Here is a 23,878-nt window from a genome sequence, read left to right as displayed (position 1 = left end):
ATAATTAACTCTTTTATTAAAAAAGGTTAATGATGGCTGAACCTATTATATTTACTCTTTTACTTGGTGGTAATAATCAAATATTAGAAAAAATATCTAAAGAAACAGTTCTAGACCTACCAACAATTGTCTCACTTCAGACTAATAAAGAATCAAACATACCAGATAAAGATCGTATTTTTGCAGAAATACTTAAAGAATCTAGGGAACAAAATAAAAGCCCTATTTTTAATGTTCAGCTCAGTAACAATAACACAGCCCCTATTTTTAAATTGCAAGATTTAATCAATCTACAAAATTTAAATATAAAAAGTACTATTACTTTTGAGCATTATAATTCATTAGCAGAAAATCCTACATTAGCAGCCTACTGGAAAGAACTTTTTACAAAAACCAGCCATGTATTTTTTGCAAATGAGCAAGATAGGGAGCTCGCTATAAATGAAAATACAATAAATAGAGGTAAAGCTACTACTATTACAGATATAGATTCAGTGCTATCAGTTCTTAACAACCTTGCCGATGATAAAAAGGTTAATAAATTACTTTCCGGCACTATACCTGACAAAGCAGAATTAGATAAGCTAGTAAAAACAACTAAAAATCAAGGAGGAAGAGTAATTGTAAAAACTTGGCCCTTATCCTTAGATCAGGCAATAAATCTTATAACAGCTAAATTTGGTATTACTTCTGAAGATCAAATTTATGGTCTTAAACTTGAAATTACCGAAATTTTAAAAGATCCAAATAATGCTGCTGAAAATCTTAAAAAATATGTATCTCTAATATCACGGCAATTTCAAAAAGATTTAGGAAAATCCGAAGTAAATCCTATAGATTTTAATTTCGATAGAGAGAAATTATGAAAAATATTCCTGATAATCAACAAAAAGAACCGACTATATCATATGAAACTAAACAGCCAGAACAGCCAAGTTTTTTTAGAAGAGTCTTTAACTATTTTAAAAGTGTAATAAATAGTTACTTTGGTACAAAAGAGGAAGCTCACCCCCCTCAACCACAACAATCTAATCTAATACAAAAACAGAAGCAGAGTTAATTGAATTACCAAAAGAACAAACGCAAGAAAAAACCAAGCCAACTTTAACGACAACAAAGCAACAAGCTGCACAACAAATTAATGCTAATTCCTCACAAAAAGATTGGAAAAAAGTAGGAAAGACAAAGCAAACTTATAAAGCAATGATATCAGATGATAATTCTACTAGACAGCAACGACCTACTTCTACATATCAAAAAAATAAAAGTAATCCCCGCCGCAAGCAGCGGGGTATTTTAGAAGAAAGCTAGCTGATGATCCTCATGCAGTTTCTGATATTCCTTGCCTTGGTTTTTTACGTATTTTCCTATCATATTCTCATTTCCATGCTTACCTACCGTACTCGTAAAATATCCATCAGTCCAAAATTCTCCACCCCATAATTGTTTCTTTACCTGTGGACACTGTCTAAATATTTGACGAGCTGTAACACTTTTAATTGTTGTTACTATTTTTGTTACGCTATAGGTTGGTACAGATTGTACCAAAAAATGGACATGATCTTCATCAACCCCTATTTCTAAAAATTTTATTTGATATCTCTTTTCTATCTCTAAACATATTTCTCGTAATACTTGATCAACTGATACGTCAAACACTGCTCGGCGATATTTTGCTGGAAATACCATGTGATACAGCAGTACCGTAACATTATGACTTTTATGTATATATTTGCTCATTCCGCCATATTACGCCGCAAGCGGCGGGGAATATACCCAAAAGAGATTTAACATGTTTAATAGGTGTTCTAGTTTTGTTGCTCCATCATGATCAGGTGCAAAAATTCGATAATCTATTACCCAAAACTTATTAATATCAGGGTTATAATATACCAGACTCACTACTCCTATACCTTTAGTAACTCTACCTGTAGCTCCACTGTACTGCGATCTTGCAATTTCTATTTGCTTCGTATTCCTTTTATTTAAAACCGTATCATCAAATATTGTATATCCATTAGATGAAAAAATAACATCATTCTTGATGTGTTCCCATAACTGTCATTGCTAAAATAAAAGGGACCAGTAAATTGCACGAAAAAGGGACCAGAGAAGTTGGTGTGACCTAATAAGGTTAATGTGCAATATTCACTAGATAATTAAGCAAGTAAATATCTAGTGATACAATGATAAGAATAAATATGTATACAACAATTATCACCCTTTATAAACAAGGCAATAGTCAAAGGAATATTGCCAAACTAACAAGAACAGACCGCAAAACAGTACGAAAAATAATAAACCGCTATGTAGAGGCTGGTACAGAATCCCCAGCAATCTATGAACGATCTTCAGTTTTGGATTTTTGGCACGAAAAAATAATTGAGTTATTAGAAAAAAATCTGAGTTACATAAGAATTTTTGAGGAGTTAAAAAATCAAGGTTATACAAGCAGTTATACTTCTTTGACCCGTTATATCAAAAAATATAAAATTAAGGATAACAGTTGCATTCGTTTTCATACTTTAGCAGGAGAGGAAGCACAAGTAGATTTTGGTGACATAGGCTTACAGTATAATTCTAAAGGGCGTAGAGTTAAAGCATATGTATTTAATATGCGTTTAAGCTATAGTCGCCTTGATTATTATGAAGTAGTGTTTGATCAAAGTTGTCAAACATGGATTCAATGTCATATCAATGCATTTAATTATTTTGTTGGTAGTCCAAAAGTAATAAAACTTGATAATCTTAAAGCTGGAGTAGTAGATGCCAATTTTTATGAGCCAGTATATCAGAAGGAATATAAGTGCTTAGCCGATCATTATGGAATTTTACTTTCTCCTTGTCGAGTGTATCAACCGCAAGAAAAAGGCAAAGTTGAGTCGGGAATAAAATACGTTAAAAATAATTTTTTTGCTGGTCGTAAATTTGATAGATATGAAGAATTAACAAATGGTCTTGCAAATTGGTTAAATAAGGCCAATAGCCGAATACATGGTACTACTAAGAGAATACCTAGAGAACTGTTTGAGCAAGAGGAAAGAAGTAGTTTGATTCCTTTACCATTAGAAACTTTTGATTTGTCATCTTGGCATAATCGAAAAGTAGCAAAAGATTGTCATATTACCATAGATAATAATTATTACTCTGTACCAGCAAAATATATATACAGTGAGGTAATGGTACAATTGTCCCCAAAACTTGTTCAAATATTTTCTATACAAAATGATTTAATAGCAAGACACGTTAGAACAGAGGGCAAGGGGATATTTACCACTAATCCGTCTCATTATGCTAAATACAAACGTCTATGCCCAGGTTTTATAGAATATAGTGAACATTATCAACAACAAATGCAGCAGATAGGGAATAATTGCAGTTTATTATTAGAATCATTACAACAAACAAGAGTGAATGATTGGCAACGTTGTGCACGAGGTATCATTTCTTTACGTAAGGTTTACAATGATGACTTAATAGATAAAGCCTGTCATAGAGCACTACATTATGGTATAAGTTCTTACTCTAAAATTAAGAATATTTTAAATAGTAATGCAGTAAACTTACCATTACCAGAGTTTGGAGGTAATAATGCAGAACTTATTTAATGACCTACGAAGCTTTAGATTATCAGGTATAGTCAATAGTTTAAATGAAAGGATTATTTATGCTCAAAATAATAAACTAGGATTTAAAGAATTTCTATCACTATTATGTGAAGATGAAAAATCTAACCGTAAGGATAATAATTACCGTCGCCGTAAAAGTGCTGCTAAATTGCCGGTAACTAAAAATTTAGAAGACTTTGATTTTAATTTCCAACCAAGTGTTGATGCCAAAGTAATAAGTGATTTATCAACTTGTGATTATATTAATACTAAGGGAAATGTAATATTCATAGGTGATTCAGGAACTGGGAAAACTCATCTTGCCATTGGGCTAGCATTAAAAGCTTTAACACGAGAATACTCTGTATATTTTACTACGGTATCGGATATGCTTTATAATTTACATATTGCAAGAGCAGATAATAGTTATCACAAAAAGGTTAAATCTCTTTTGGGTATATTCCCCGCCGCTTGCGGCGTAATATGGCGGAATGAGCAAATATATACATAAAAGTCATAATGTTACGGTACTGCTGTATCACATGGTATTTCCAGCAAAATATCGCCGAGCAGTGTTTGACGTATCAGTTGATCAAGTATTACGAGAAATATGTTTAGAGATAGAAAAGAGATATCAAATAAAATTTTTAGAAATAGGGGTTGATGAAGATCATGTCCATTTTTTGGTACAATCTGTACCAACCTATAGCGTAACAAAAATAGTAACAACAATTAAAAGTGTTACAGCTCGTCAAATATTTAGACAGTGTCCACAGGTAAAGAAACAATTATGGGGTGGAGAATTTTGGACTGATGGATATTTTACGAATACGGTAGGTAAGCATGGAAATGAGAATATGATAGGAAAATACGTAAAAAACCAAGGCAAGGAATATCAGAAACTGCATGAGGATCATCAGCTAGCTTTCTTCTAAAATACCCCGCTGCTTGCGGCGGGGATTACTTTTATTTACTCCTATCGTTTGATTTATTAATTCTTGATGAGCTCGGGTTTAAGCAATTGCCAAAACATTCAGTAGAAGACTTTTTTAATATTATTGCTAAACGATATGAAAATAAATCTACCATTATTACCACAAACAAGGATTTTGAAAAATGGAATGAAATATTTGCTGATGAAGTATTAACTCATGCAATTATTGATCGAGTGGTACATCATGCTCATATACTAAACATAAAAGGTAAAAGTTATCGTATTAATAACTATAAATCTGGAGGTAATATGGCATAAAAATTTTTAAATATAGTGGTTCCTTTTTCGTGCAATTTACTGGTCCCTTTTTAATTGACAATGACAACAGAGGTCTTTAAAACTTATATTAGGGATGTATTAATTACAGAATTACAACCTGGGCAAACCGTTATTATGGATAACATTAATTTTCATAAAAATTCTAAAGTTAAAGAGTTCATTGAATCCATTGGTTGTACCATATTGTATTTACCAACTTACTCTCCTGATTTAAATCCTATAGAGCATTACTGGTTTAAGATAAAAAATGAAATTAGGAAAGTTGTAGAAGATTTTGAAACATTTTATGATGCTGTTTTTAATACTATTAAATTGTCAGTATCTTAATGATTTATGCTATAGCAACTAATTCCTTTATCACTGCCCTTATTGATAACCATACAATTAAATTATCATGTTTTTGCCTATTATAATGTATTGATATCCTTTCAAATTCAGGATAATTAGCTATATCTTCTTCTTCAACATATGGCATGAACATTGCTAATGATTCATTCACCATTGCTTTATCTGGAGAGCTGGCTAATATTTCTTTTCCTACTGCATCATTTAGATTTATCACATGATTAATATTATGAATATTACTATCAAGAAAAATATGATCAAAATTCTGATCTAATAGTTCTTGTATCTCTTGGCTATTCTGGATTACAGTTAGTTTATTAGAATGAGCAAAACTAGTAATTTCCATAATGGTTGGGGGTATGTGCTTTCCTAAAAAATCTATTATGCATACTGCTCTTTGTAACGATTTTAAGTCTAAGTGTAATATAGAGCCTTGCTTAATACATCCAGTTGCTAAGACTACGGGATAACACTCTTCTGGTACATCTTGATAATGTACCTCTAAATTCAAGTTTTTAGCTTCTTTATAATACAATAATACAAAATGCTTTTTACTCTCAAATCCTATACACTTTAGCTTTTTTAAAGCCCTGACTAATAAATCTTCATTGTGGACCTTATAATATAATCTAGCAGGCATCATTGGCTCATTGGTAGTAGTATAGATTACTGTATCATTATGATCATTAATACAATTAGTTATCATACTATTTATTATCCTCTACTTGTTTTAGTAATGCACTTTTTCTTCTATAACTATCTGATTGAATTTCTAAAATTGTAGCATGATGAATGAGCCTATCAATCGCTGCTACAGTCATAGAATTAGTAGTAAAAATGCTATCCCACTGACTAAAAGGTTGGTTAGCAGTTACAATCATACTACCAGATTCATATCGTTGAGCAATCAACTCAAACAATACATGTGTTTCTCCTTCATCTTTACGTACATAACCAATATCATCAAGGATAATAACATCATACTTATCTAATTTGGTCAGTTCATTTGGTAATCTATACTCTTTACGTGCAGCTTGTAAAAGCTGTACTAGTTTAGTAGTAGATATAAATAATACCTTAACATGTTTCTCCACTAAAGCATATCCTATTGCAGCCGCTAAGTGACTTTTGCCTACTCCAGACGGACCGAAGATTAAAAGATTTTCTGATCTCTTTATCCAGGCAGTATTAAAAGCTAATTCCTCTATCTTAGCTTTATTCAGTGGCTGTACTTGACTAAAATCAAAAGTGGTTAAAGATTTACCAGGTGGTAAGTGTGCTTTCCTAAGATATAGCATAAGTCATTAAGGTACTGACAGAGCGAGAGTATCATGTTATAGTAAGCAAATATTAACAAGCATGTAAAGAGATATGGCACGAGCATATGCAATAGAACTAAGACTAAGAGTTATAAAAGCTGTAGAAAAAGGGATACGAATAAGTAAGGTAAGTCAATTATTTAATGTAAGTCGTGATACTATACAAAACTTACGCTATGTTTGGTTCTAAATATCGTAAAGATGGAGAACGCAGCTGTTGTTGCATATAGTCATCTAAAAGCCCTAACTTTATTTGGTAAACCGTTTTACCGATTGTATTTGCAGTCCTTTTGAGAAATGCCCAAACTAAAAATGCCCAACTAATATGATTACGTTGAATACGCTGTTTCCTGCATTGACAACGTTCTATCCCAGTAAGTTGCTTAATTTCTCTGTGCATGCTCTCAATTACCCATCGAAAGCCACACTCATCTTGTGCAGCTTTAGAAGATTTTTGAGTTTTGTTATTGGTAACAACATACTCAACTCTGTTGGTAGAAACAGTAAATTTAAACAAATTAACATGCTTATTTTTAGCAAAGCCTTTTATATGAATCTCTACTCCATGCCTGATCTCTTCATCTGAAAATGTCAACTCTTTTACAGCTTTATAAGGTTTAGAATCGTGTGTTTTACTAACGTTTCTATTGGCTTTAATAGGGGCATAATAATATTTCCCCAGAGAGTCAACATGTTGCATAATTTTGTGTGTAGAATACCATGTGTCAAAAAGTACTGTTTGAAAAGGAATATTCTTGCTATAAACAGCATTATTTAACATGTTTAATAGGTGTTCTAGTTTTGTTGCTCCATCATGATCAGGTGCAAAAATTCGATAATCTATTACCCAAAACTTATTAATATCAGGGTTATAATATACCAGACTCACTACTCCTATACCTTTAGTAACTCTACCTGTAGCTCCACTGTACTGCGATCTTGCAATTTCTATTTGCTTCGTATTCCTTTTATTTAAAACCGTATCATCAAATATTGTATATCCATTAGATGAAAAAATAACATCAAAACTTACGCTATGTTATAGCACATATGCTAAAAACCCTTACTACAAAGCTATGTTTTTACAGTGCATCACTTTATAATATCCTTTAATTTATAGGAATTATATCAAACATAGCGTAATTTTTGACATCATTCTTGATGTGTTCCCATAACAAAGAAGGTGTATATTTTTCATTCCTTAAAAATCTATTAATAACATCATGACTACATTTCTTTGCATGTTCAGCGTAGTAGGTTAAACTATAATTCTTTTGGCTAACTATTAAAAATTGACAATAATCTGTCTATTAATTGGTATTGCTTGCAACTTTATCCTCTTTGACATGTTTAATTATTTTTACAATAATTTATCACTTTTTTACTCATAGCGTAAGTTTTGTATATTTAATGTAAGTCGTGATACTATATATAAATGGAAAAAATTAAAAGATAAGCAAGGTACTTTAGAAGCAGCAACTGGTTATCAGAAAGGACATAGTCATAAGATAAAAGATTCAGAATCTTTTAAAGAATTTTTTAAAGCTAATATGAATAAAACATCAAAGGAGTTAGCAAAGCAATGGGGTAATATTGCATCTGTAACTATTTTAAGACAAATCAGAAAACTTGGCTATAGCTATAAACAAAACTCATTTTCATCCGAAAAGAGATATTAAATTAAGAAATGAATTTATAGCAAAGATACAAACCATCACAAAAGACAAATTAGTATATCTTGATGAATCTGGAATAGAGGATAATGCTTGCAAAGAGTATGGATGGAGCATTATAGGACAAAGGTGTTATGGAGAAAAGGTGTATCAACATAAATTTAGAATAAGTATGATAGCTGGTCTTTGTAATGGTAATCTTATTGCTCCTGTAATATTTGAAGGTAATTGTAATACAGAGGTCTTTAAAACTTATATTAGGGATGTATTAATTACAGAATTACAACCTGGGCAAACCGTTATTATGGATAACATTAATTTTCATAAAAATTCTAAAGTTAAAGAGTTCATTGAATCCGTTGGTTGTACCATATTGTATTTACCAACTTACTCTCCTGATTTAAATCCTATAGAGCATTACTGGTTTAAGATAAAAAATGAAATTAGGAAAGTTGTAGGAGATTTTGAAACATTTTATGATGCTGTTTTTAATACTATTAAATTGTCAGTATCTTAATGATTTATGCTATAAGCTTGTACTTTTTTCCTATGACGTGTCTCTACCTCCTGTTCTAAAAGAATAGAAAACAGTTTATTATAACTCCATCCTTCAATTTGTGCCTTCTCTAAAAAGTTTTCCCATGTCTCAAGTATAGTCAATAATCCTAATTCTTTTAGAAGAATTGGTAAAGTTGCAGAATCATGCATAACAACCTCCTACAGCAAACACAGATAAAAGATGATCATATGTTTGTAGCGAATGTTGTGTTACTCCTATAGGTGGTAATAATGGATTATTACTACAAGATTGAAAACGTATTTGCAATAAACTCAAAGAAGGTATCTGACCTTTAGAAAGAGATGACAGCACCAATTCTCCTAGTGCCAGTTCACAATCATAATCAGCAGCTAACTTTAAAATACCTACCATTAATTTATTCGCATGCTTTGGCTTACAATGCTGATTAATCAAATTCCAAATGTTTTTATATGTCTCATTTGGTAAAATATCATCCCGTAGAATAGAACCACGAAATGCTCCAGGCTTCTTTATCAAAGCATTTACTAAATGGCGGTAATTAATACATCTAGATCTTTGCCATTTTTTATTTTTATCAACTCTTACTTTTGCTAGATTTAATACATGATCAGCACCTAAATAACATGCAAGATAACTATCATAAATATGAATCTTCAGTTGCTGACCAATCAAACGTGATGGTACAGTATACATAACTTTTTGTACCGATATAGTACTAGACGTTGTTACCCTTGCAGTGATCTCAGTAAAATCAATCGTTCTTTTTTGAGGTAGTAATTGTAAATAAGGTCGCTCAATATTAAGTTGTGCTTCATGACGGTTATTGTGTTTTTGAACTATCACATCTATAAAATCTTGATATTCTTCAACTGATTTAAAATCATATGAACCACGGAGTAAAAGAGCTTGTTCTAACCTTCTTTTGAGATGCCCATGTGCTGCTTCAACACTGCCATGTTCATGTCCTTTACCTCGATTATTTCTGGTAGCAATCATACCATAATGGATACATATTGCTTCATAACTTTTAGTTATATCTTCTTCACTATTTGAATCTCTTTTGGGTATATTCCCCGCCGCTTGCGGCGTAATATGGCGGAATGAGCAAATATATACATAAAAGTCATAATGTTACGGTACTGCTGTATCACATGGTATTTCCAGCAAAATATCGCCGAGCAGTGTTTGACGTATCAGTTGATCAAGTATTACGAGAAATATGTTTAGAGATAGAAAAGAGATATCAAATAAAATTTTTAGAAATAGGGGTTGATGAAGATCATGTCCATTTTTTGGTACAATCTGTACCAACCTATAGCGTAACAAAAATAGTAACAACAATTAAAAGTGTTACAGCTCGTCAAATATTTAGACAGTGTCCACAGGTAAAGAAACAATTATGGGGTGGAGAATTTTGGACTGATGGATATTTTACGAGTACGGTAGGTAAGCATGGAAATGAGAATATGATAGGAAAATACGTAAAAAACCAAGGCAAGGAATATCAGAAACTGCATGAGGATCATCAGCTAGCTTTCTTCTAAAATACCCCGCTGCTTGCGGCGGGGATTACTTTTATTAGAGATTTTTAAAAGCTGCTGATAAACTATCTGTTCTATGCTCACGTGGGCAGCCACCTAACTTCCATAAAGCATCCTGTAGTGATTGAGATAAAGCAGTAAAGCTCTCTCCACCTTGAATAATTTTCATAAAAGACCAATTGCTATAAGCTAAGCGAAAGTGATATAAAATATGCTGAAATACCTGACCTTTAATTGTAATATTAATACCTTTTAAGACAGTGAAATCTGATAAACATTGATGTCCCGGTTCATGTAACTGACGAAAAACAATTTCTTTCTCCGGACCATGTAGTGCTTTCCACTTACTAACACGTCTTTGCATAGTTCTTAATATACTATCCGGATATTCTCCAGGATGATGATCCTGTAGATATTCTAATAATGTTAATGATGTTAAATGTGGTATTTGTTCTAATAAAGGCACTATAATTGGTTCCCACACTTTGTCTAAAGGATCATTAATACGTTTAGAAACTTTTTTATATTGTTTTTGTGGTAGCCCTCTTCTTTCTATATTTCTAGCAGTACGTTCTGAAAATCCTGCTTTAGCTGATGCAATAACTTGGTTTAAACCTGCTTTTCTTAATGTCATATATACCTTTACTTGTTGGTGTGTTATTCTTTTCCCAGACATCTTTGCAACTAATTAATTTGTTTAGATGTCTATTTTATTATCGGCAAAGAAAACTGTCACCCCTCGGCAATAATATCTGTCATTGCATAGTTGAAAAAATTAAAGAAACAAACTGGGGATGTCAAAGCAAAAAGTGGTTATCATACAGGACATCGTAGAATAATAAGAGACATAGAGGGATTTAAAAAATTTATAGAATTAAATTTTGATAAAACCACCATGGAGCTAGCTAATAACTGGAGTCAAAAAGTATCTGCAAGTACGATATCAAGATTGCTTAATAAATTAGGTTATAGTTATAAAAAAACTTTTCTTCATCCCAAAAGGGATATTGGTCTAAGGAATGAGTTTATATTGAAACTAAAAACTATAGATAAACAAGATTTAGTATTTATCGATGAGTCTGGGATAGAAGATAATAGCTGTAGAGAACACGGGTGGAGCATTATCGGTCAAAGATGTTATGGTGAAAAGGTCTATCAACATAAATCACGGATTAGTATGATTGCTGGGCTGTGTGTCAAAGATATTATTGCCCCAATAATATTTGATGGGACCTGTAACAAAACTTACGCTATGTTTGGTTCTAAATATCGTAAAGATGGAGAACGCAGCTGTTGTTGCATATAGTCATCTAAAAGCCCTAACTTTATTTGGTAAACCGTTTTACCGATTGTATTTGCAGTCCTTTTGAGAAATGCCCAAACTAAAAATGCACAACTAATATGATTACGTTGAAGACGCTGTTTCCTGCATTGACAACGTTCTATCCCAGTAAGTTGCTTAATTTCTCTGTGCATGCTCTCAATTACCCATCGAAAGCCACACTCATCTTGTGCAGCTTTAGAAGATTTTTGAGTTTTGTTATTGGTAACAACATACTCAACTCTGTTGGTAGGAACAGTAAATTTAAACAAATTAACATGCTTATTTTTAGCAAAGCCTTTTATATGAATCTCTACTCCATGCCTGATCTCTTCATCTGAAAATGTCAACTCTTTTACAGCTTTATAAGGTTTAGAATCGTGTGTTTTACTAACGTTTCTATTGGCTTTAATAGGGGCATAATAATATTTCCCCAGAGAGTCAACATGTTGCATAATTTTGTGTGTAGAATACCATGTGTCAAAAAGTACTGTTTGAAAAGGAATCTTCTTGCTATAAACAGCATTATTTAACATGTTTAATAGGTGTTCTAGTTTTGTTGCTCCATCATGATCAGGTGCAAAAATTCGATAATCTATTACCCAAAACTTATTAATATCAGGGTTATAATATACCAGACTCACTACTCCTATACCTTTAGTAACTCTACCTGTAGCTCCACTGTACTGCGATCTTGCAATTTCTATTTGCTTCGTATTCCTTTTATTTAAAACCGTATCATCAAATATTGTATATCCATTAGATGAAAAAATAACATCATTCTTGATGTGTTCCCATAACAAAGAAGGTGTATATTTTTCATTCCTTAAAAATCTATTAATAACATCATGACTACATTTCTTTGCATGTTCAGCGTAGTAGGTTAAACTATAATTCTTTTGGCTAACTATTAAAAATTGACAATAATCTGTCCTATTAATTGGTATTGCTTGCAACTTTATCCTCTTTGACATATTTAATTATTTTTACAATAATTTATCACTTTTTTACTCATAGCGTAAGTTTTGACAATTTAAAACTGAAGTAATACAATAGATAACAAGGAGATTGGGATGAGCAATACACTACCACCATAACCGGCAAAAAAAACTGTCACCCCTCGGCAAAGAAAACTGTCGTTGCATAAATGCTGAAAAAGAAACTTTATATTTATTAAAAAGCCCTAAAAATGCTAAGAGATTAAAGCGAACAATGAATGATTTTGAAGCAAATAAAAACTTTAAAACGACTTTTTTACAAAAACTCAAATGAAAAAAATTTTAGGAATTGAATCAAGTTGTGATGATACTAGTGTTTCTATAATAACTGAAGATAGGGAAATCTTATCGAATATAGTCATATCACAAAATACAGAACATGCAGATTATAAGGGAGTAGTGCCGGAAATAGCCGCACGTTCTCATTTAGCTAATCTTGAAAAAGCTATGAAGCAGGCTTTACTTGAAAGCAATACTAGCTTAGATAAAATTACGGCAATAGCTGCAACTTCAGGACCTGGTTTAATTGGCGGCGTTATAGTCGGATCAATGTTTGCAAAGTCCCTCTCTAGCGTTTTAAATAAGCATTTTATTGCAGTAAATCATTTAGAAGGACACGCATTAACTGCAAGATTGACCGATAATATCCCATACCCATATTTGCTTTTGCTAGCTTCTGGTGGGCATTGTCAATTTGTAGCAGTACTTGGGCTTGGAAAATATAAGATTCTTGGCAGTACTATCGATGATGCAGTAGGTGAGGCTTTTGACAAAGTAGCTAAGATGCTTGACTTGCCTTTCCCAGGTGGTCCTAAAATCGAAAAAAGGGCAAAGCTTGGCGATCCTTATAAATATAAACTCCCAAAGCCAATTATTAATAGTGGCGATTGTAATATGTCTTTCTCAGGACTTAAAACGGCAGTGCGTACTTTAATAATGAGTTTACAAGAGATTAACGATATTATAATTAACGATATAGCAGCAAGCTTTCAGTTTACGATAGGAGAAATTTTAAGCAGTAAGATATTAGAGGCTATTAAAGCTTATGAACAAATAACACATACCCCTAATAAGAATATAGTGATAGCCGGCGGAGTAGCCGCTAATAAATATTTGCACGAAATATTAAGTAATCGTACCAAAATACATGGCTACCAACTTATTTATCCTCCCACAAAGCTTTGTACCGATAATGCTGCAATGATTGCTTATGCAGGGCTTGAGCGTTATAACAATGAACTATTTACCCCTTTAAACTTCTGCCCTAAAGCTAGATGGAGCTTGGAAGAAATATAATTATACCTTTGATACTTTAATATTGGGTAAGCATAGAAATTGGTAATAGTTGTGATGAAAATACTATAAGTAAGTAGAACAGAACCTATTTAAAATAATAAGATTTTAAATAGGTAATGATGAACAGAAAATATAGACACTTATCTCGAGAAGAGAGATATAGCATAAGTCATTAAGGTACTGACAGAGCGAGAGTATCATGTTATAGTAAGCAAATATTAACAAGCATGTAAAGAGATATGGCACGAGCATATGCAATAGAACTAAGACTAAGAGTTATAAAAGCTGTAGAAGCAGGGATACGAATAAGTAAGGTAAGTAAATTATTTAATGTAAGTCGTGATACTATATATAAATGGAAAAAATTAAAAGATAAGCAAGGTACTTTAGAAGCAGCAACTGGTTATCAGAAAGGACATAGTCATAAGATAAAAGATTCAGAATCTTTTAAAGAATTTTTTAAAGCTAATATGAATAAAACATCAAAGGAGTTAGCAAAGCAATGGGGTAATATTGCATCTGTAACTATTTTAAGACAAATCAGAAAACTTGGCTATAGCTATAAACAAAACTCATTTTCATCCGAAAAGAGATATTAACAAAACTTACGCTATGAGTAAAAAAGTGATAAATTATTGTAAAAATAATTAAACATGTCAAAGAGGATAAAGTTGCAAGCAATACCAATTAATAGGACAGATTATTGTCAATTTTTAATAGTTAGCCAAAAGAATTATAGTTTAACCTACTACGCTGAACATGCAAAGAAATGTAGTCATGATGTTATTAATAGATTTTTAAGGAATGAAAAATATACACCTTCTTTGTTATGGGAACACATCAAGAATGATGTTATTTTTTCATCTAATGGATATACAATATTTGATGATACGGTTTTAAATAAAAGAAATACGAAGCAAATAGAAATTGCAAGATCGCAGTACAGTGGAGCTACAGGTAGAGTTACTAAAGGTATAGGAGTAGTGAGTCTGGTATATTATAACCCTGATATTAATAAGTTTTGGGTAATAGATTATCGAATTTTTGCACCTGATCATGATGGAGCAACAAAACTAGAACACCTATTAAACATGTTAAATATAATGCTGTTTATAGCAAGGATTCCTTTTCAAACAGTACTTTTTTTGACACATGGTATTCTACACACAAAATTATGCAACATGTTGACTCTCTGGGGAAATATTATTATGCCCCTATTAAAGCCAATAGAAACGTTAGTAAAACACACGATTCTAAACCTTATAAAGCTGTAAAAGAGTTGACATTTTCAGATGAAGAGATCAGGCATGGAGTAGAGATTCATATAAAAGGCTTTGCTAAAAATAAGCATGTTAATTTGTTTAAATTTACTGTTTCTACCAACAGAGTTGAGTATGTTGTTACCAATAACAAAACTCACAAATCTTCTAAAGCTGCACAAGATGAGTGTGGCTTTCGATGGGTAATTGAGAGCATGCACAGAGAAATTAAGCAACTTACTGGGATAGAACGTTGTCAATGCAGGAAACAGCGTATTCAACGTAATCATATTAGTTGGGCATTTTTAGTTTGGGCATTTCTCAAAAGGACTGCAAATACAATCGGTAAAACGGTTTACCAAATAAAGTTAGGGCTTTTAGATGACTATATGCAACAACAGCTGCGTTCTCCATCTTTACGATATTTAGAACCAAACATAGCGTAAGTTTTGTTAAATTAAGAAATGAATTTATAGCAAAGATACAAACCATCACAAAAGACAAATTAGTATATCTTGATGAATCTGGAATAGAGGATAATGCTTGCAAAGAGTATGGATGGAGCATTATAGAACAAAGGTGTTATGGAGAAAAGGTGTATCAACATAAATTTAGAATAAGTATGATGAAAATGCAAGGACTAAGTAGAACAAAACCTATAAATTTTCTGCCCAAATTTCATTGGGGGTTTTATAACCAAAAATCTTTCTTGGCATGTTATTTAAAATCTCAGCAACATTGTCAAGACCTCTTTGTGTAACGGTAGTAATATCTGTATTTTTAGGTAAAATTCTATGAATCATAGAATTCATTTTTTCCACTAATGCTTTTTGTCTAGGGCGGTATGGATCACAAAAGACAAAACTTACGCTATGTTTGATATAATGCCTATGAATTAAGGGATATTATGAAGTGCTTCACTATAAAACATTGCTGTGTAATAAGAGTTTTTAGCATATTTGCTATAACATAGCGTAAGTTTTGAAGAAAGTTTGAAACCCAGATAGTCTATAGGCAACATGCCCCACAAACTCTTTGCCATTATCCATAGTAATAGTCTTTCTCACACTATTTGGAAGAGTTTTTATCTTTCTTAAAAAACCATTGGTAACTGTTGTAGCTCTCTTGGAGTTATTCAGCACTAAAATAATCTTTTGACTCTTCAAAACTTACGCTATGTTATAGCAAATATGCTAAAAACTTTTATTACACAGCAATGTTTTATAGTGAAGCACTTCATAATATCCCTTAATTCATGGGCATTATATCAAACATAGCGTAAGTTTTGTCTTTTTATCCACCAGTGCACCAATATTCATACTTTGATTACCTTTATGAAATGTAAGATCTGCCTCAAAATGCCCTACTTCTACCTTTTTCGTAGCTATTGCATCACGCTGATGTATTGAGATCCTTTGTGGTATAATGATCCTTTGACGCCTCTTCCCTCTTTCTTGCCTTTTATATCTTTTAGAAGGTAAATAGCTATATAACTTTAATTTAGCTGCTACTGCAGAAGTGTAAACAAATCTATATATACTTTCTGTACTGATACACAAAGCTGTATTTTTGTCTAGTTTTAACTTTCCGGCTATAGCATCCGGCGACCATTTCTTGCGAATCATAGCATTTTTAATATAATCTAACAACATAGGGTTCTTTTCTATTTTTAATAACTCTTGCTGATACATCCTGTTTTCATATTTTTCCTGAGCAACACAAGGCATATACTTATCTTTTACCTTATTTCTTTTTAGCTCCATACTAATAGTGCTTTTAGACCTCGTAAGATGTTGTGCTATCTTATTAATACTGACGCCTAGGTCATACATTCTTTTTATCTCATATCTCTCTTCTCGAGATAAGTGTCTATATTTTCTGTTCATCATTACCTATTTAAAATCTTATTATTTTAAATAGGTTCTGTTCTACTTACTTATAGTATTTTCAGCTCTTCTGTAACAAGATACCATCCTGTGCAGATTTAGCTTCTAAAGCTTTGAGTCTTTTCTTTAAAGTCTCGAGATCATTGCGTAGCCAAATAGAACGTACCCCACTGGATGATACTATAATACCCTGTTTCAATAACTCTTGGCTCGCACGAAGCTGACCAAGAGCAGGATTTTCTATAGCAAGATTTATTACTGCTTGTTCTATATGTTCTGATACACGATTCTTAAGTATAGGTTTCTTACGACTTATATCTGTAAGTGCAGCTTCTACTCCTGTCTCATACAGTTCTTTAAATCGGTAAAAGCTATCTCTTGAATAGCCCATTACTTTACACGCAGTGCCTAACACTGCCTAGTTGTTTTGCAAGTTCTAATAATCCTAATTTAGGTTTGATTATTTTTTGATCATAGTTTGACATATTTTTCCTATTAATTGATTTTTATACAAAACTTACGCTATGTTTGGTTCTAAATATCGTAAAGATGGAGAACGCAGCTGTTGTTGCATATAGTCATCTAAAAGCCCTAACTTTATTTGGTAAACCGTTTTACCGATTGTATTTGCAGTCCTTTTGAGAAATGCCCAAACTAAAAATGCCCAACTAATATGATTACGTTGAATACGCTGTTTCCTGCATTGATAACGTTCTATCCCAGTAAGTTGCTTAATTTCTCTGTGCATGCTCTCAATTACCCATCGAAAGCCACACTCATCTTGTGCAGCTTTAGAAGATTTGTGAGTTTTGTTATTGGTAACAACATACTCAACTCTGTTGGTAGGAACAGTAAATTTAAACAAATTAACATGCTTATTTTTAGCAAAGCCTTTTATATGAATCTCTACTCCATGCCTGATCTCTTCATCTGAAAATGTCAACTCTTTTACAGCTTTATAAGGTTTAGAATCGTGTGTTTTACTAACGTTTCTATTGGCTTTAATAGGGGCATAATAATATTTCCCCAGAGAGTCAACATGTTGCATAATTTTGTGTGTAGAATACCATGTGTCAAAAAGTACTGTTTGAAAAGGAATCTTCTTGCTATAAACAGCATTATTTAACATGTTTAATAGGTGTTCTAGTTTTGTTGCTCCATCATGATCAGGTGCAAAAATTCGATAATCTATTACCCAAAACTTATTAATATCAGGGTTATAATATACCAGACTCACTACTCCTATACCTTTAGTAACTCTACCTGTAGCTCCACTGTACTGCGATCTTGCAATTTATATTTGCTTCGTATTCCTTTTATTTAAAACCGTATCATCAAATATTGTATATCCATTAGATGAAAAAATAACATCATTCTTGATGTGTTCCCATAACAAAGAAGGTGTATATTTTTCATTCCTTAAAAATCTATTAATAACATCATGACTACATTTCTTTGCATGTTCAGCGTAGTAGGTTAAACTATAATTCTTTTGGCTAACTATTAAAAATTGACAATAATCTGTCCTATTAATTGGTATTGCTTGCAACTTTATCCTCTTTGACATGTTTAATTATTTTTACAATAATTTATCACTTTTTTACTCATAGCGTAAGTTTTGATATATAACTTCTCAGTTATCTACATACCCACAAACTCATCTAATTTCAATCTTAATATGTCAGATCAAATCTGAAGGTTTACAACTTAGGAGTATGATTGAAAATACTATAAGTAAGTAGAACAGAACCTATTTAAAATAATAAGATTTTAAATAGGTAATGATGAACAGAAAATATAGACACTTATCTCGAGAAGAGAGATATGAGATAAAAAGAATGTATGACCTAGGAGTCAGTATTAATAAGATAGCACAACATCTTACGAGGTCTAAAAGCACTATTAGTATGGAGCTAAAAAGAAATAAGGTAAAAGATAAGTATATGCCTTGTGTTGCTCAGGAAAAATATGAAAACAGGATGTATCAGCAAGAGTTATTAAAAATAGAAAAGAACCCTATGTTGTTAGATTATATTAAAAATGCTATGATTCGCAAGAAATGGTCGCCGGATGCTATAGCCGGAAAGTTAAAACTAGACAAAAATACAGCTTTGTGTATCAGTACAGAAAGTATATATAGATTTGTTTACACTTCTGTAGTAGCAGCTAAATTAAAGTTATATAGCTATTTACCTTCTAAAAGATATAAAAGGCAAGAAAGAGGGAAGAGGCGTCAAAGGATCATTATACCACAAAGGATCTCAATACATCAGCGTGATGCAATAGCTACGAAAAAGGTAGAAGTAGGGAATTTTGAGGCAGATCTTACATTTCATAAAGGTAATCAAAGTATGAATATTGGTGCACTGGTGGATAAAAAGAGTCAAAAGATTATTTTAGTGCTGAATAACTCCAAGAGAGCTACAACAGTTACCAATGGTTTTTTAAGAAAGATAAAAACTCTTCCAAATAGTGTGAGAAAGACTATTACTATGGATAATGGCAAAGAGTTTGTGGGGCATGTTGCCTATAGACTATCTGGGTTTCAAACTTTCTTTTGTGATCCATACCGCCCTAGACAAAAAGCATTAGTGGAAAAAATGAATTCTATGATTCATAGAATTTTACCTAAAAATACAGATATTACTACCGTTACACAAAGAGGTCTTGACAATGTTGCTGAGATTTTAAATAACATGCCAAGAAAGATTTTTGGTTATAAAACCCCCAATGAAATTTGGGCAGAAAATTTATAGGTTTTGTTCTACTTAGTCCTTGAATTTTCAACTTACAGTGTTACCTTTTAAAGAGGAAGAAGCACGTATATATGCAAAAATTATAGATAATTTATATAAAAAGCATATAACTATTGATACTAATGATTTATTAATTGCAGCGACAGCAATAACTCATAATTACCCTATTCTTACCCTAAATACAAAAGACTTTAAAAGAATTCCTGGACTAGAAGTATTAACAGTTTCGCTTAAAGATTAAAATGTTTCAAAATACTAAACTATCATTTTTTCTTGCTAATTTTGAGCTAGTGTTCGACTTTAGCACGCAAAATCAATTAATAGCAGTAGCGTTTTTACTAATTACCGCTATTGCAAATTTATATGCGATTTCTCAAAATAGAAAACTTGAAAGTTTAATTGGTAGTTTATATTGTCTTTCATCTCTTACTTGCTTATTTTCAAGCGATTTTATCTCTATGATAATTTCGTTAGAATTTATGACAATTTTTGCCTGCATAATTATTTTTATAGGAAGTCGTAGTGTAAAACATACTAGGCAATATTTCTTAACTCATTTATTTAGCAGCGGATTAATTCTAATTGGCATGAGCTTGTTAATTGACAAAACAGCTAATATAGCTTTTACTCCATTAACAACAGCGATATATAATTCTGAATTACCGGCAATATTAATACTTGCAGGCTGCTTAATTAATGCTTCAACTATTTTCTTCAACGGATGGGTAGTTAATTGTTATCCTAAAGCTTCAAGTAATGGGATGATTTACCTACTTAGTTTTACTACTAAAATCGCATTAATCACCATATTTAAATTATTTAGCGGTCTTGAGATACTTAAGTTTTTCGGTCTAGCTATGATTATTTATGGTTTAATATTTGCTTTAATAGAAAAAAATCTCCGAAAATTAATATGTTACCTTACCGTTTCGCAGCTTGGTTTTATTTTAGCAGCCATCCGATTAAACTCTCCTAGAACCTTATATCTCATTCCAATTTTTATATTTATGCATATATTATATAACGGAGTATTTGCTTTATATTTTGCTATTATAGAAGATTCAAACAAAATTAAAAATTACCAAGACCTTAAAACTACTAAATATAATCCTATTTTATTAATTGGATTTGTACTTACCATATTAATATATGGCTCTATACTTCCTATTAATTCTTCTTATATAAAATTAGAACTAGTAAATGCTTTAAACGAAAACTACATTATGATTTTCTTTAAAATAGCAACCTGCACTATATTATTTAGCTTGGCTTTAGAAATGAGATTAATGTCATTCCCGCGAAAGCGGGAATCCAGTACTGTCGTACCGTTGTTATACCTAACCTCCTGCCTTATCACCTTAGGAATATGTGCATTTTATCCTGTTCAAATTTCTAGTGTAAGTAATAACTTATCAATTATCTTAATTGCACTATTCTTAGCTTTGCTACTCCGCTCATTGCCACGCATTTCAACAAAAAATATTAACCTTGATCTATACCGCTATATACAAAAAATTACTTACTTCAGTATTACCAAATATAAAGAAGCAAAAAGTGATGAAATAGAGAAAGATGAATATTTTAATTTCAAAGCTTTCTGGCAAGATGTTTTAAGTAAAATATCTGCTTGGCATAATGGTCAAACTGCTATATTTATTATAATATTGATGTTAATTAGCCTGATTTTAGTATTCAATGTCATTCCCGCATAGGCGGGAATCCAGCATAAAGTGAGATAAATCGAGCTTTTAATTTAAGAAATTTAACGTATTTAAACTTTTTAGTGACTGGATTCCCGCCTACGCGGGAATGACATCAAAGCTCCAACCCTATAACACTTATAAAAATATGAAACCACCTATTGCTGACAAACAAAACTATAATAATGATTATTACCATTGGCTGCGTGATCCTAAATGGCCAGATGTACAAGATAATAAAATCCTAGATCATTTAAAAGCTGAAAATAAATATACCGAGCATTTTTTTGCTGATTTACAAGATGATAAGGAAAAGATTTTTGAAGAATTAAAAGGACGCATTAAGCTAGATGATACATCCCCATACACTAAGAAAAATGATTATTACTATTACCATCGAGTAGAAGCAGATAAAAACTATCCGATATATTGCCGAAAATATAAAAATATAAATGCTCCTGAAGAAATAATATTAGACGTTAATCTTTTAAATACTGGCTTTACAGATGTTGGCGAAGTTGCAATATCACCTGATCAAAATTTAATGGCTTATAGTGTCGATTTCACCGGCAGCGAAAAATATGACATCAAAATATATGATCTCAAAGAACAAAAATATTTATCTGACATAGTGAAAGAAGTAGCTCCTACTATAATTTGGCATGAGAAATTAAAGGGCTTTTTCTATATTACTATCAATGAGAATCAACGCTGGGATAAAGTAATGTTTCATCATTTAGGCGAGGATGCAACAAATGACAAGCTCATATTTGAAGTAAAAAACTCCGCTCACTTTGTTAGTGGTGAGAAATCTAGTAGCCGCAAATATTTATTTATCAATACAGGTGATCATAATGAAAATGAAATTTATGCTATTTCTATGGAGGATGATAGCTTTACGCCAAAATTAGTACGACCTTTAGAGAGTCATATATTTTATGATGTAGCTCATCATGGGGATTATTTTTATATCAAAACCAATTATAAAGCTAAAAACTTCCGTATAGTCAAAGTTCCGGTAGATAACTTTAAAAATGATGACTGGCATAATGATTATATTAAGGAAGAACAAGATAAATATTTGAAAGATTTTGATATCACAGAAAATTACCTTATTTTAAATTATCGTGATAATGGCTTACCGCTGGTCAAAATAAAACGATTTAGCAACTCTTTAGAGAAAATTGTTTCCTTTCCCGACGAAAGCTTCCAAGCAAACGGCTATTCCACTAATTTCGATGAAGACGATATACGCTTAAACTACTCTTCTCTTGCAAGACCGAGTACCACTTATAGCTATGATTTTGATGGTAATAAACTAACAATATTAAAAGAGCAGGAAATACCATCTGGTTTTAATCCTGATGAGTATAAAGTAGAGCGAATATTTGCAGATAATCAGGGCGTTAAAGTTCCCATCACCCTCTTTTATAAAAAGTCCCTATTTAAAAAAGATGGCTCAAATCCTTTATATTTAATGGGTTATGGAGCTTATGGCATCGCAATGCCGGTTAATTTTAGAAATATGGCAGTAACACTTAGCGATCGTGGTTTTGTTTACGCAGTTGCTCATATTAGAGGCGGTGATGATCTTGGGCATGATTGGTATAAGGCTGCTAAATTCTTAAATAAAAAAAGAACTTTTGAAGATTTTATAGCTTGCTCAAAAACCCTAATTCAAGAAAAATATACAAGTAAAAATAATATAGTAATAATGGGCGGTAGTGCCGGCGGTATGTTAATCGGCTATGTTCTTAATGAGAAACCAGAACTCTATAAAGTAGCCGTCGCTCACGTGCCATTTGTCGATGTCCTTAACACCATGCTTGATGAGACTCTGCCACTAACTCTTTTAGAATATAATGAATGGGGTAACCCAAAAGAAAAAGAATATTTTGACTATATCAAATCCTATTCGCCTTATGATAACGTTAAAGCACAAAACTACCCTGCTCTATTTGTTACTTGCGGTATATCAGACCCACGTGTAGGATATTGGGAACCAGCAAAATGGGTAGCAAAATTACGTGAGTACAAAACTGATAATAACCCCTTATTGTTAAAAACAAATATGGATACGGGGCATAAAGGTGCTGCCGGTCGTTTCGACTATCTTAAAGAAACAGCTGAAGAGTTAGTATTTATTTTTAAGGTGTTTAATGTAGGGGTTTAGTGGGGTTTATGTCATTCCCGCGTAGGCGGGAATTCAGTAACTAAAAGTTTTAAAACTAAAAGCTCAATTTCTCTCGCTTTATGCTGGATTCCCGCCTACGCGGGAATGACATATAAGGCGTTTTTCGATCCACACCACCACCATGGCATGACACTATATAAGGTTAAACATGTTTGACAATAAACTCAG

At 32.1% G+C, this 23,878-nt stretch carries 29 protein-coding genes and 5 pseudogenes; 19 read left to right on the top strand and 15 right to left on the bottom strand.

Annotated elements, in window-relative coordinates:
• Positions 1-32: 32 nt before the first annotated feature.
• Positions 33-1,200, top strand: a pseudogene (locus tag AAGD55_RS11275) (hypothetical protein); the annotation flags it as partial.
• Between the two features lie 96 nt (positions 1,201-1,296).
• On the opposite strand, the gene tnpA (AAGD55_RS11270) reads toward AAGD55_RS11275, so the two are convergent.
• Together tnpA (AAGD55_RS11270) and AAGD55_RS11265 are read right to left on the bottom strand one after the other, a co-directional pair.
• Positions 1,297-1,740 carry an IS200/IS605 family transposase gene (tnpA, locus tag AAGD55_RS11270; RefSeq protein ID WP_341790826.1) on the bottom strand — a complete coding sequence of 148 codons (444 nt, stop codon included), beginning with the start codon at positions 1,738-1,740 and terminating at the stop codon, positions 1,297-1,299.
• A 9-nt stretch (positions 1,741-1,749) separates the two neighbouring features.
• Positions 1,750-1,902, bottom strand: a complete 153-nt coding sequence (locus tag AAGD55_RS11265; protein WP_341791526.1) for a hypothetical protein — start codon at positions 1,900-1,902, stop codon at positions 1,750-1,752.
• A gap of 299 nt (positions 1,903-2,201) precedes the next feature.
• On the opposite strand from AAGD55_RS11265, the gene istA reads away from it, so the two are divergent.
• The 5 genes and pseudogenes from istA to AAGD55_RS11240 form a co-directional block, all read left to right on the top strand.
• Positions 2,202-3,608 carry an IS21 family transposase gene (gene istA, locus AAGD55_RS11260; protein ID WP_341791525.1) on the top strand — a complete coding sequence of 469 codons (1,407 nt, stop codon included), beginning with the start codon at positions 2,202-2,204 and terminating at the stop codon, positions 3,606-3,608.
• On the top strand, positions 3,592-4,119 hold the full coding sequence (locus tag AAGD55_RS11255) for an ATP-binding protein (RefSeq protein ID WP_341791524.1): 528 nt from the start codon (positions 3,592-3,594) through the stop codon (positions 4,117-4,119). The genes istA and AAGD55_RS11255 overlap by 17 nt, the downstream gene beginning before the upstream one ends.
• Complete coding sequence (tnpA, locus tag AAGD55_RS11250; RefSeq protein WP_341791202.1) at positions 4,100-4,543, top strand: IS200/IS605 family transposase; 444 nt, start codon at positions 4,100-4,102, stop codon at positions 4,541-4,543. The genes AAGD55_RS11255 and tnpA (AAGD55_RS11250) overlap by 20 nt, the downstream gene beginning before the upstream one ends.
• A gap of 86 nt (positions 4,544-4,629) precedes the next feature.
• Complete coding sequence (locus tag AAGD55_RS11245) at positions 4,630-4,860, top strand: ATP-binding protein (RefSeq protein ID WP_341791523.1); 231 nt, start codon at positions 4,630-4,632, stop codon at positions 4,858-4,860.
• Positions 4,861-4,929: 69 nt separating this feature from the next.
• A pseudogene (locus AAGD55_RS11240) lies at positions 4,930-5,208 on the top strand (transposase); the annotation flags it as partial.
• Between the two features lie 4 nt (positions 5,209-5,212).
• On the opposite strand, the gene AAGD55_RS11235 reads toward AAGD55_RS11240, so the two are convergent.
• Both AAGD55_RS11235 and istB read right to left on the bottom strand, forming a co-directional pair.
• On the bottom strand, positions 5,213-5,869 hold the full coding sequence (locus AAGD55_RS11235) for a hypothetical protein (RefSeq protein ID WP_341791522.1): 657 nt from the start codon (positions 5,867-5,869) through the stop codon (positions 5,213-5,215).
• Positions 5,870-5,933: 64 nt separating this feature from the next.
• Positions 5,934-6,524 carry an IS21-like element helper ATPase IstB gene (gene istB, locus AAGD55_RS11230; protein WP_341791521.1) on the bottom strand — a complete coding sequence of 197 codons (591 nt, stop codon included), beginning with the start codon at positions 6,522-6,524 and terminating at the stop codon, positions 5,934-5,936.
• Positions 6,525-6,597: 73 nt separating this feature from the next.
• Between istB and AAGD55_RS11225 the strand changes: the two genes are divergently transcribed.
• Complete coding sequence (locus tag AAGD55_RS11225; protein ID WP_341791520.1) at positions 6,598-6,735, top strand: helix-turn-helix domain-containing protein; 138 nt, start codon at positions 6,598-6,600, stop codon at positions 6,733-6,735.
• On the opposite strand, the gene AAGD55_RS11220 is transcribed toward AAGD55_RS11225, so the two are convergent.
• On the bottom strand, positions 6,715-7,497 hold the full coding sequence (locus AAGD55_RS11220) for a transposase (protein ID WP_341792596.1): 783 nt from the start codon (positions 7,495-7,497) through the stop codon (positions 6,715-6,717). The genes AAGD55_RS11225 and AAGD55_RS11220 overlap by 21 nt on opposite strands.
• A 451-nt stretch (positions 7,498-7,948) precedes the next feature.
• Here AAGD55_RS11220 and AAGD55_RS11215 point away from each other — a divergent pair.
• Positions 7,949-8,735, top strand: a pseudogene (locus tag AAGD55_RS11215) (IS630 family transposase); the annotation flags it as partial.
• Here AAGD55_RS11215 and AAGD55_RS11210 read toward each other — a convergent pair.
• Positions 8,732-8,926, bottom strand: coding sequence for a hypothetical protein (locus AAGD55_RS11210; protein ID WP_341791519.1), 195 nt, complete (start codon positions 8,924-8,926; stop codon positions 8,732-8,734). The pseudogene AAGD55_RS11215 and the gene AAGD55_RS11210 sit on opposite strands and share 4 nt — an antisense overlap.
• Positions 8,919-9,755, bottom strand: a complete 837-nt coding sequence (locus tag AAGD55_RS11205; protein ID WP_341791518.1) for a hypothetical protein — start codon at positions 9,753-9,755, stop codon at positions 8,919-8,921. Before AAGD55_RS11205 ends, AAGD55_RS11210 begins: the two co-directional genes overlap by 8 nt.
• Before the next feature lie 104 nt (positions 9,756-9,859).
• Between AAGD55_RS11205 and tnpA (AAGD55_RS11200) the strand changes: the two genes are divergently transcribed.
• Positions 9,860-10,303, top strand: coding sequence for an IS200/IS605 family transposase (tnpA, locus tag AAGD55_RS11200; protein ID WP_341790826.1), 444 nt, complete (start codon positions 9,860-9,862; stop codon positions 10,301-10,303).
• A 34-nt stretch (positions 10,304-10,337) separates the two neighbouring features.
• Here the strand turns inward: tnpA (AAGD55_RS11200) and AAGD55_RS11195 are convergent, their stop codons facing one another.
• Positions 10,338-10,934 (bottom strand): hypothetical protein, encoded by a 597-nt coding sequence (locus AAGD55_RS11195; RefSeq protein WP_341791517.1) that lies wholly within the window; start codon positions 10,932-10,934, stop codon positions 10,338-10,340.
• A gap of 132 nt (positions 10,935-11,066) precedes the next feature.
• On the opposite strand from AAGD55_RS11195, the gene AAGD55_RS11190 reads away from it, so the two are divergent.
• Positions 11,067-11,606 carry a transposase gene (locus AAGD55_RS11190; RefSeq protein ID WP_341791516.1) on the top strand — a complete coding sequence of 180 codons (540 nt, stop codon included), beginning with the start codon at positions 11,067-11,069 and terminating at the stop codon, positions 11,604-11,606.
• Here AAGD55_RS11190 and AAGD55_RS11185 read toward each other — a convergent pair.
• The gene (locus AAGD55_RS11185) at positions 11,546-12,595 is read right to left on the bottom strand and encodes a transposase (RefSeq protein ID WP_341791515.1); all 1,050 of its coding nucleotides are present in this window, start codon (positions 12,593-12,595) and stop codon (positions 11,546-11,548) included. The genes AAGD55_RS11190 and AAGD55_RS11185 overlap by 61 nt on opposite strands.
• 294 nt (positions 12,596-12,889) lie before the next feature.
• Here AAGD55_RS11185 and tsaD point away from each other — a divergent pair, with 294 nt between their 5' ends.
• The 5 genes and pseudogenes from tsaD to AAGD55_RS11160 form a co-directional block, all read left to right on the top strand.
• Positions 12,890-13,915: a tRNA (adenosine(37)-N6)-threonylcarbamoyltransferase complex transferase subunit TsaD gene (gene tsaD / locus AAGD55_RS11180; protein ID WP_341791514.1), complete on the top strand. Its 1,026-nt coding sequence runs from the start codon at positions 12,890-12,892 to the stop codon at positions 13,913-13,915.
• Between the two features lie 239 nt (positions 13,916-14,154).
• The gene (locus AAGD55_RS11175) at positions 14,155-14,514 is read left to right on the top strand and encodes an IS630 transposase-related protein (RefSeq protein WP_341790906.1); all 360 of its coding nucleotides are present in this window, start codon (positions 14,155-14,157) and stop codon (positions 14,512-14,514) included.
• A gap of 54 nt (positions 14,515-14,568) precedes the next feature.
• Positions 14,569-15,189 carry a hypothetical protein gene (locus AAGD55_RS11170; protein WP_341791513.1) on the top strand — a complete coding sequence of 207 codons (621 nt, stop codon included), beginning with the start codon at positions 14,569-14,571 and terminating at the stop codon, positions 15,187-15,189.
• A complete protein-coding gene (locus AAGD55_RS11165; RefSeq protein ID WP_341791512.1) occupies positions 15,090-15,620 on the top strand; it encodes a transposase in 531 nt (176 codons plus the stop codon). The genes AAGD55_RS11170 and AAGD55_RS11165 overlap by 100 nt, the downstream gene beginning before the upstream one ends.
• Before the next feature lie 8 nt (positions 15,621-15,628).
• A pseudogene (locus tag AAGD55_RS11160) lies at positions 15,629-15,802 on the top strand (IS630 family transposase); the annotation flags it as partial.
• 28 nt (positions 15,803-15,830) lie between these two features.
• Here AAGD55_RS11160 and AAGD55_RS11155 read toward each other — a convergent pair.
• The 6 genes and pseudogenes from AAGD55_RS11155 to AAGD55_RS11130 form a co-directional block, all read right to left on the bottom strand.
• Complete coding sequence (locus tag AAGD55_RS11155) at positions 15,831-15,995, bottom strand: hypothetical protein (protein WP_341791511.1); 165 nt, start codon at positions 15,993-15,995, stop codon at positions 15,831-15,833.
• A 141-nt stretch (positions 15,996-16,136) separates the two neighbouring features.
• A complete protein-coding gene (locus AAGD55_RS11150) occupies positions 16,137-16,340 on the bottom strand; it encodes a hypothetical protein (RefSeq protein ID WP_341791510.1) in 204 nt (67 codons plus the stop codon).
• Positions 16,341-16,436: 96 nt separating this feature from the next.
• Positions 16,437-17,063, bottom strand: coding sequence for an IS30 family transposase (locus tag AAGD55_RS11145; protein WP_341791509.1), 627 nt, complete (start codon positions 17,061-17,063; stop codon positions 16,437-16,439).
• A gap of 61 nt (positions 17,064-17,124) precedes the next feature.
• Positions 17,125-17,545: pseudogene (locus AAGD55_RS11140) on the bottom strand (helix-turn-helix domain-containing protein); the annotation flags it as partial.
• A 32-nt stretch (positions 17,546-17,577) separates the two neighbouring features.
• Positions 17,578-18,297 carry a transposase gene (locus tag AAGD55_RS11135; RefSeq protein WP_341791508.1) on the bottom strand — a complete coding sequence of 240 codons (720 nt, stop codon included), beginning with the start codon at positions 18,295-18,297 and terminating at the stop codon, positions 17,578-17,580.
• Positions 18,298-18,354: 57 nt separating this feature from the next.
• Entirely contained in the window at positions 18,355-18,627 is a 273-nt protein-coding gene (locus AAGD55_RS11130) for a hypothetical protein (protein ID WP_341791507.1), read from the bottom strand.
• Positions 18,628-18,841: 214 nt separating this feature from the next.
• Between AAGD55_RS11130 and AAGD55_RS11125 the strand changes: the two genes are divergently transcribed.
• From AAGD55_RS11125 to AAGD55_RS11110, 4 genes are all read left to right on the top strand, one after another.
• Entirely contained in the window at positions 18,842-19,816 is a 975-nt protein-coding gene (locus tag AAGD55_RS11125; protein ID WP_341791506.1) for an IS30 family transposase, read from the top strand.
• A gap of 19 nt (positions 19,817-19,835) precedes the next feature.
• Positions 19,836-20,057 (top strand): PIN domain-containing protein, encoded by a 222-nt coding sequence (locus tag AAGD55_RS11120; protein ID WP_341791505.1) that lies wholly within the window; start codon positions 19,836-19,838, stop codon positions 20,055-20,057.
• 1 nt (position 20,058) lies between these two features.
• Entirely contained in the window at positions 20,059-21,528 is a 1,470-nt protein-coding gene (locus tag AAGD55_RS11115) for a proton-conducting transporter membrane subunit (RefSeq protein WP_341791504.1), read from the top strand.
• 136 nt (positions 21,529-21,664) lie between these two features.
• Positions 21,665-23,689: a S9 family peptidase gene (locus AAGD55_RS11110; RefSeq protein WP_341792595.1), complete on the top strand. Its 2,025-nt coding sequence runs from the start codon at positions 21,665-21,667 to the stop codon at positions 23,687-23,689.
• Positions 23,690-23,878: the final 189 nt, after the last annotated feature.

The organism is Rickettsia endosymbiont of Gonocerus acuteangulatus (assembly GCF_964026435.1).
Classification (GTDB): Bacteria; Pseudomonadota; Alphaproteobacteria; order Rickettsiales; family Rickettsiaceae; genus Rickettsia.
This window is presented reverse-complemented; position numbering and strand designations above follow the sequence as displayed.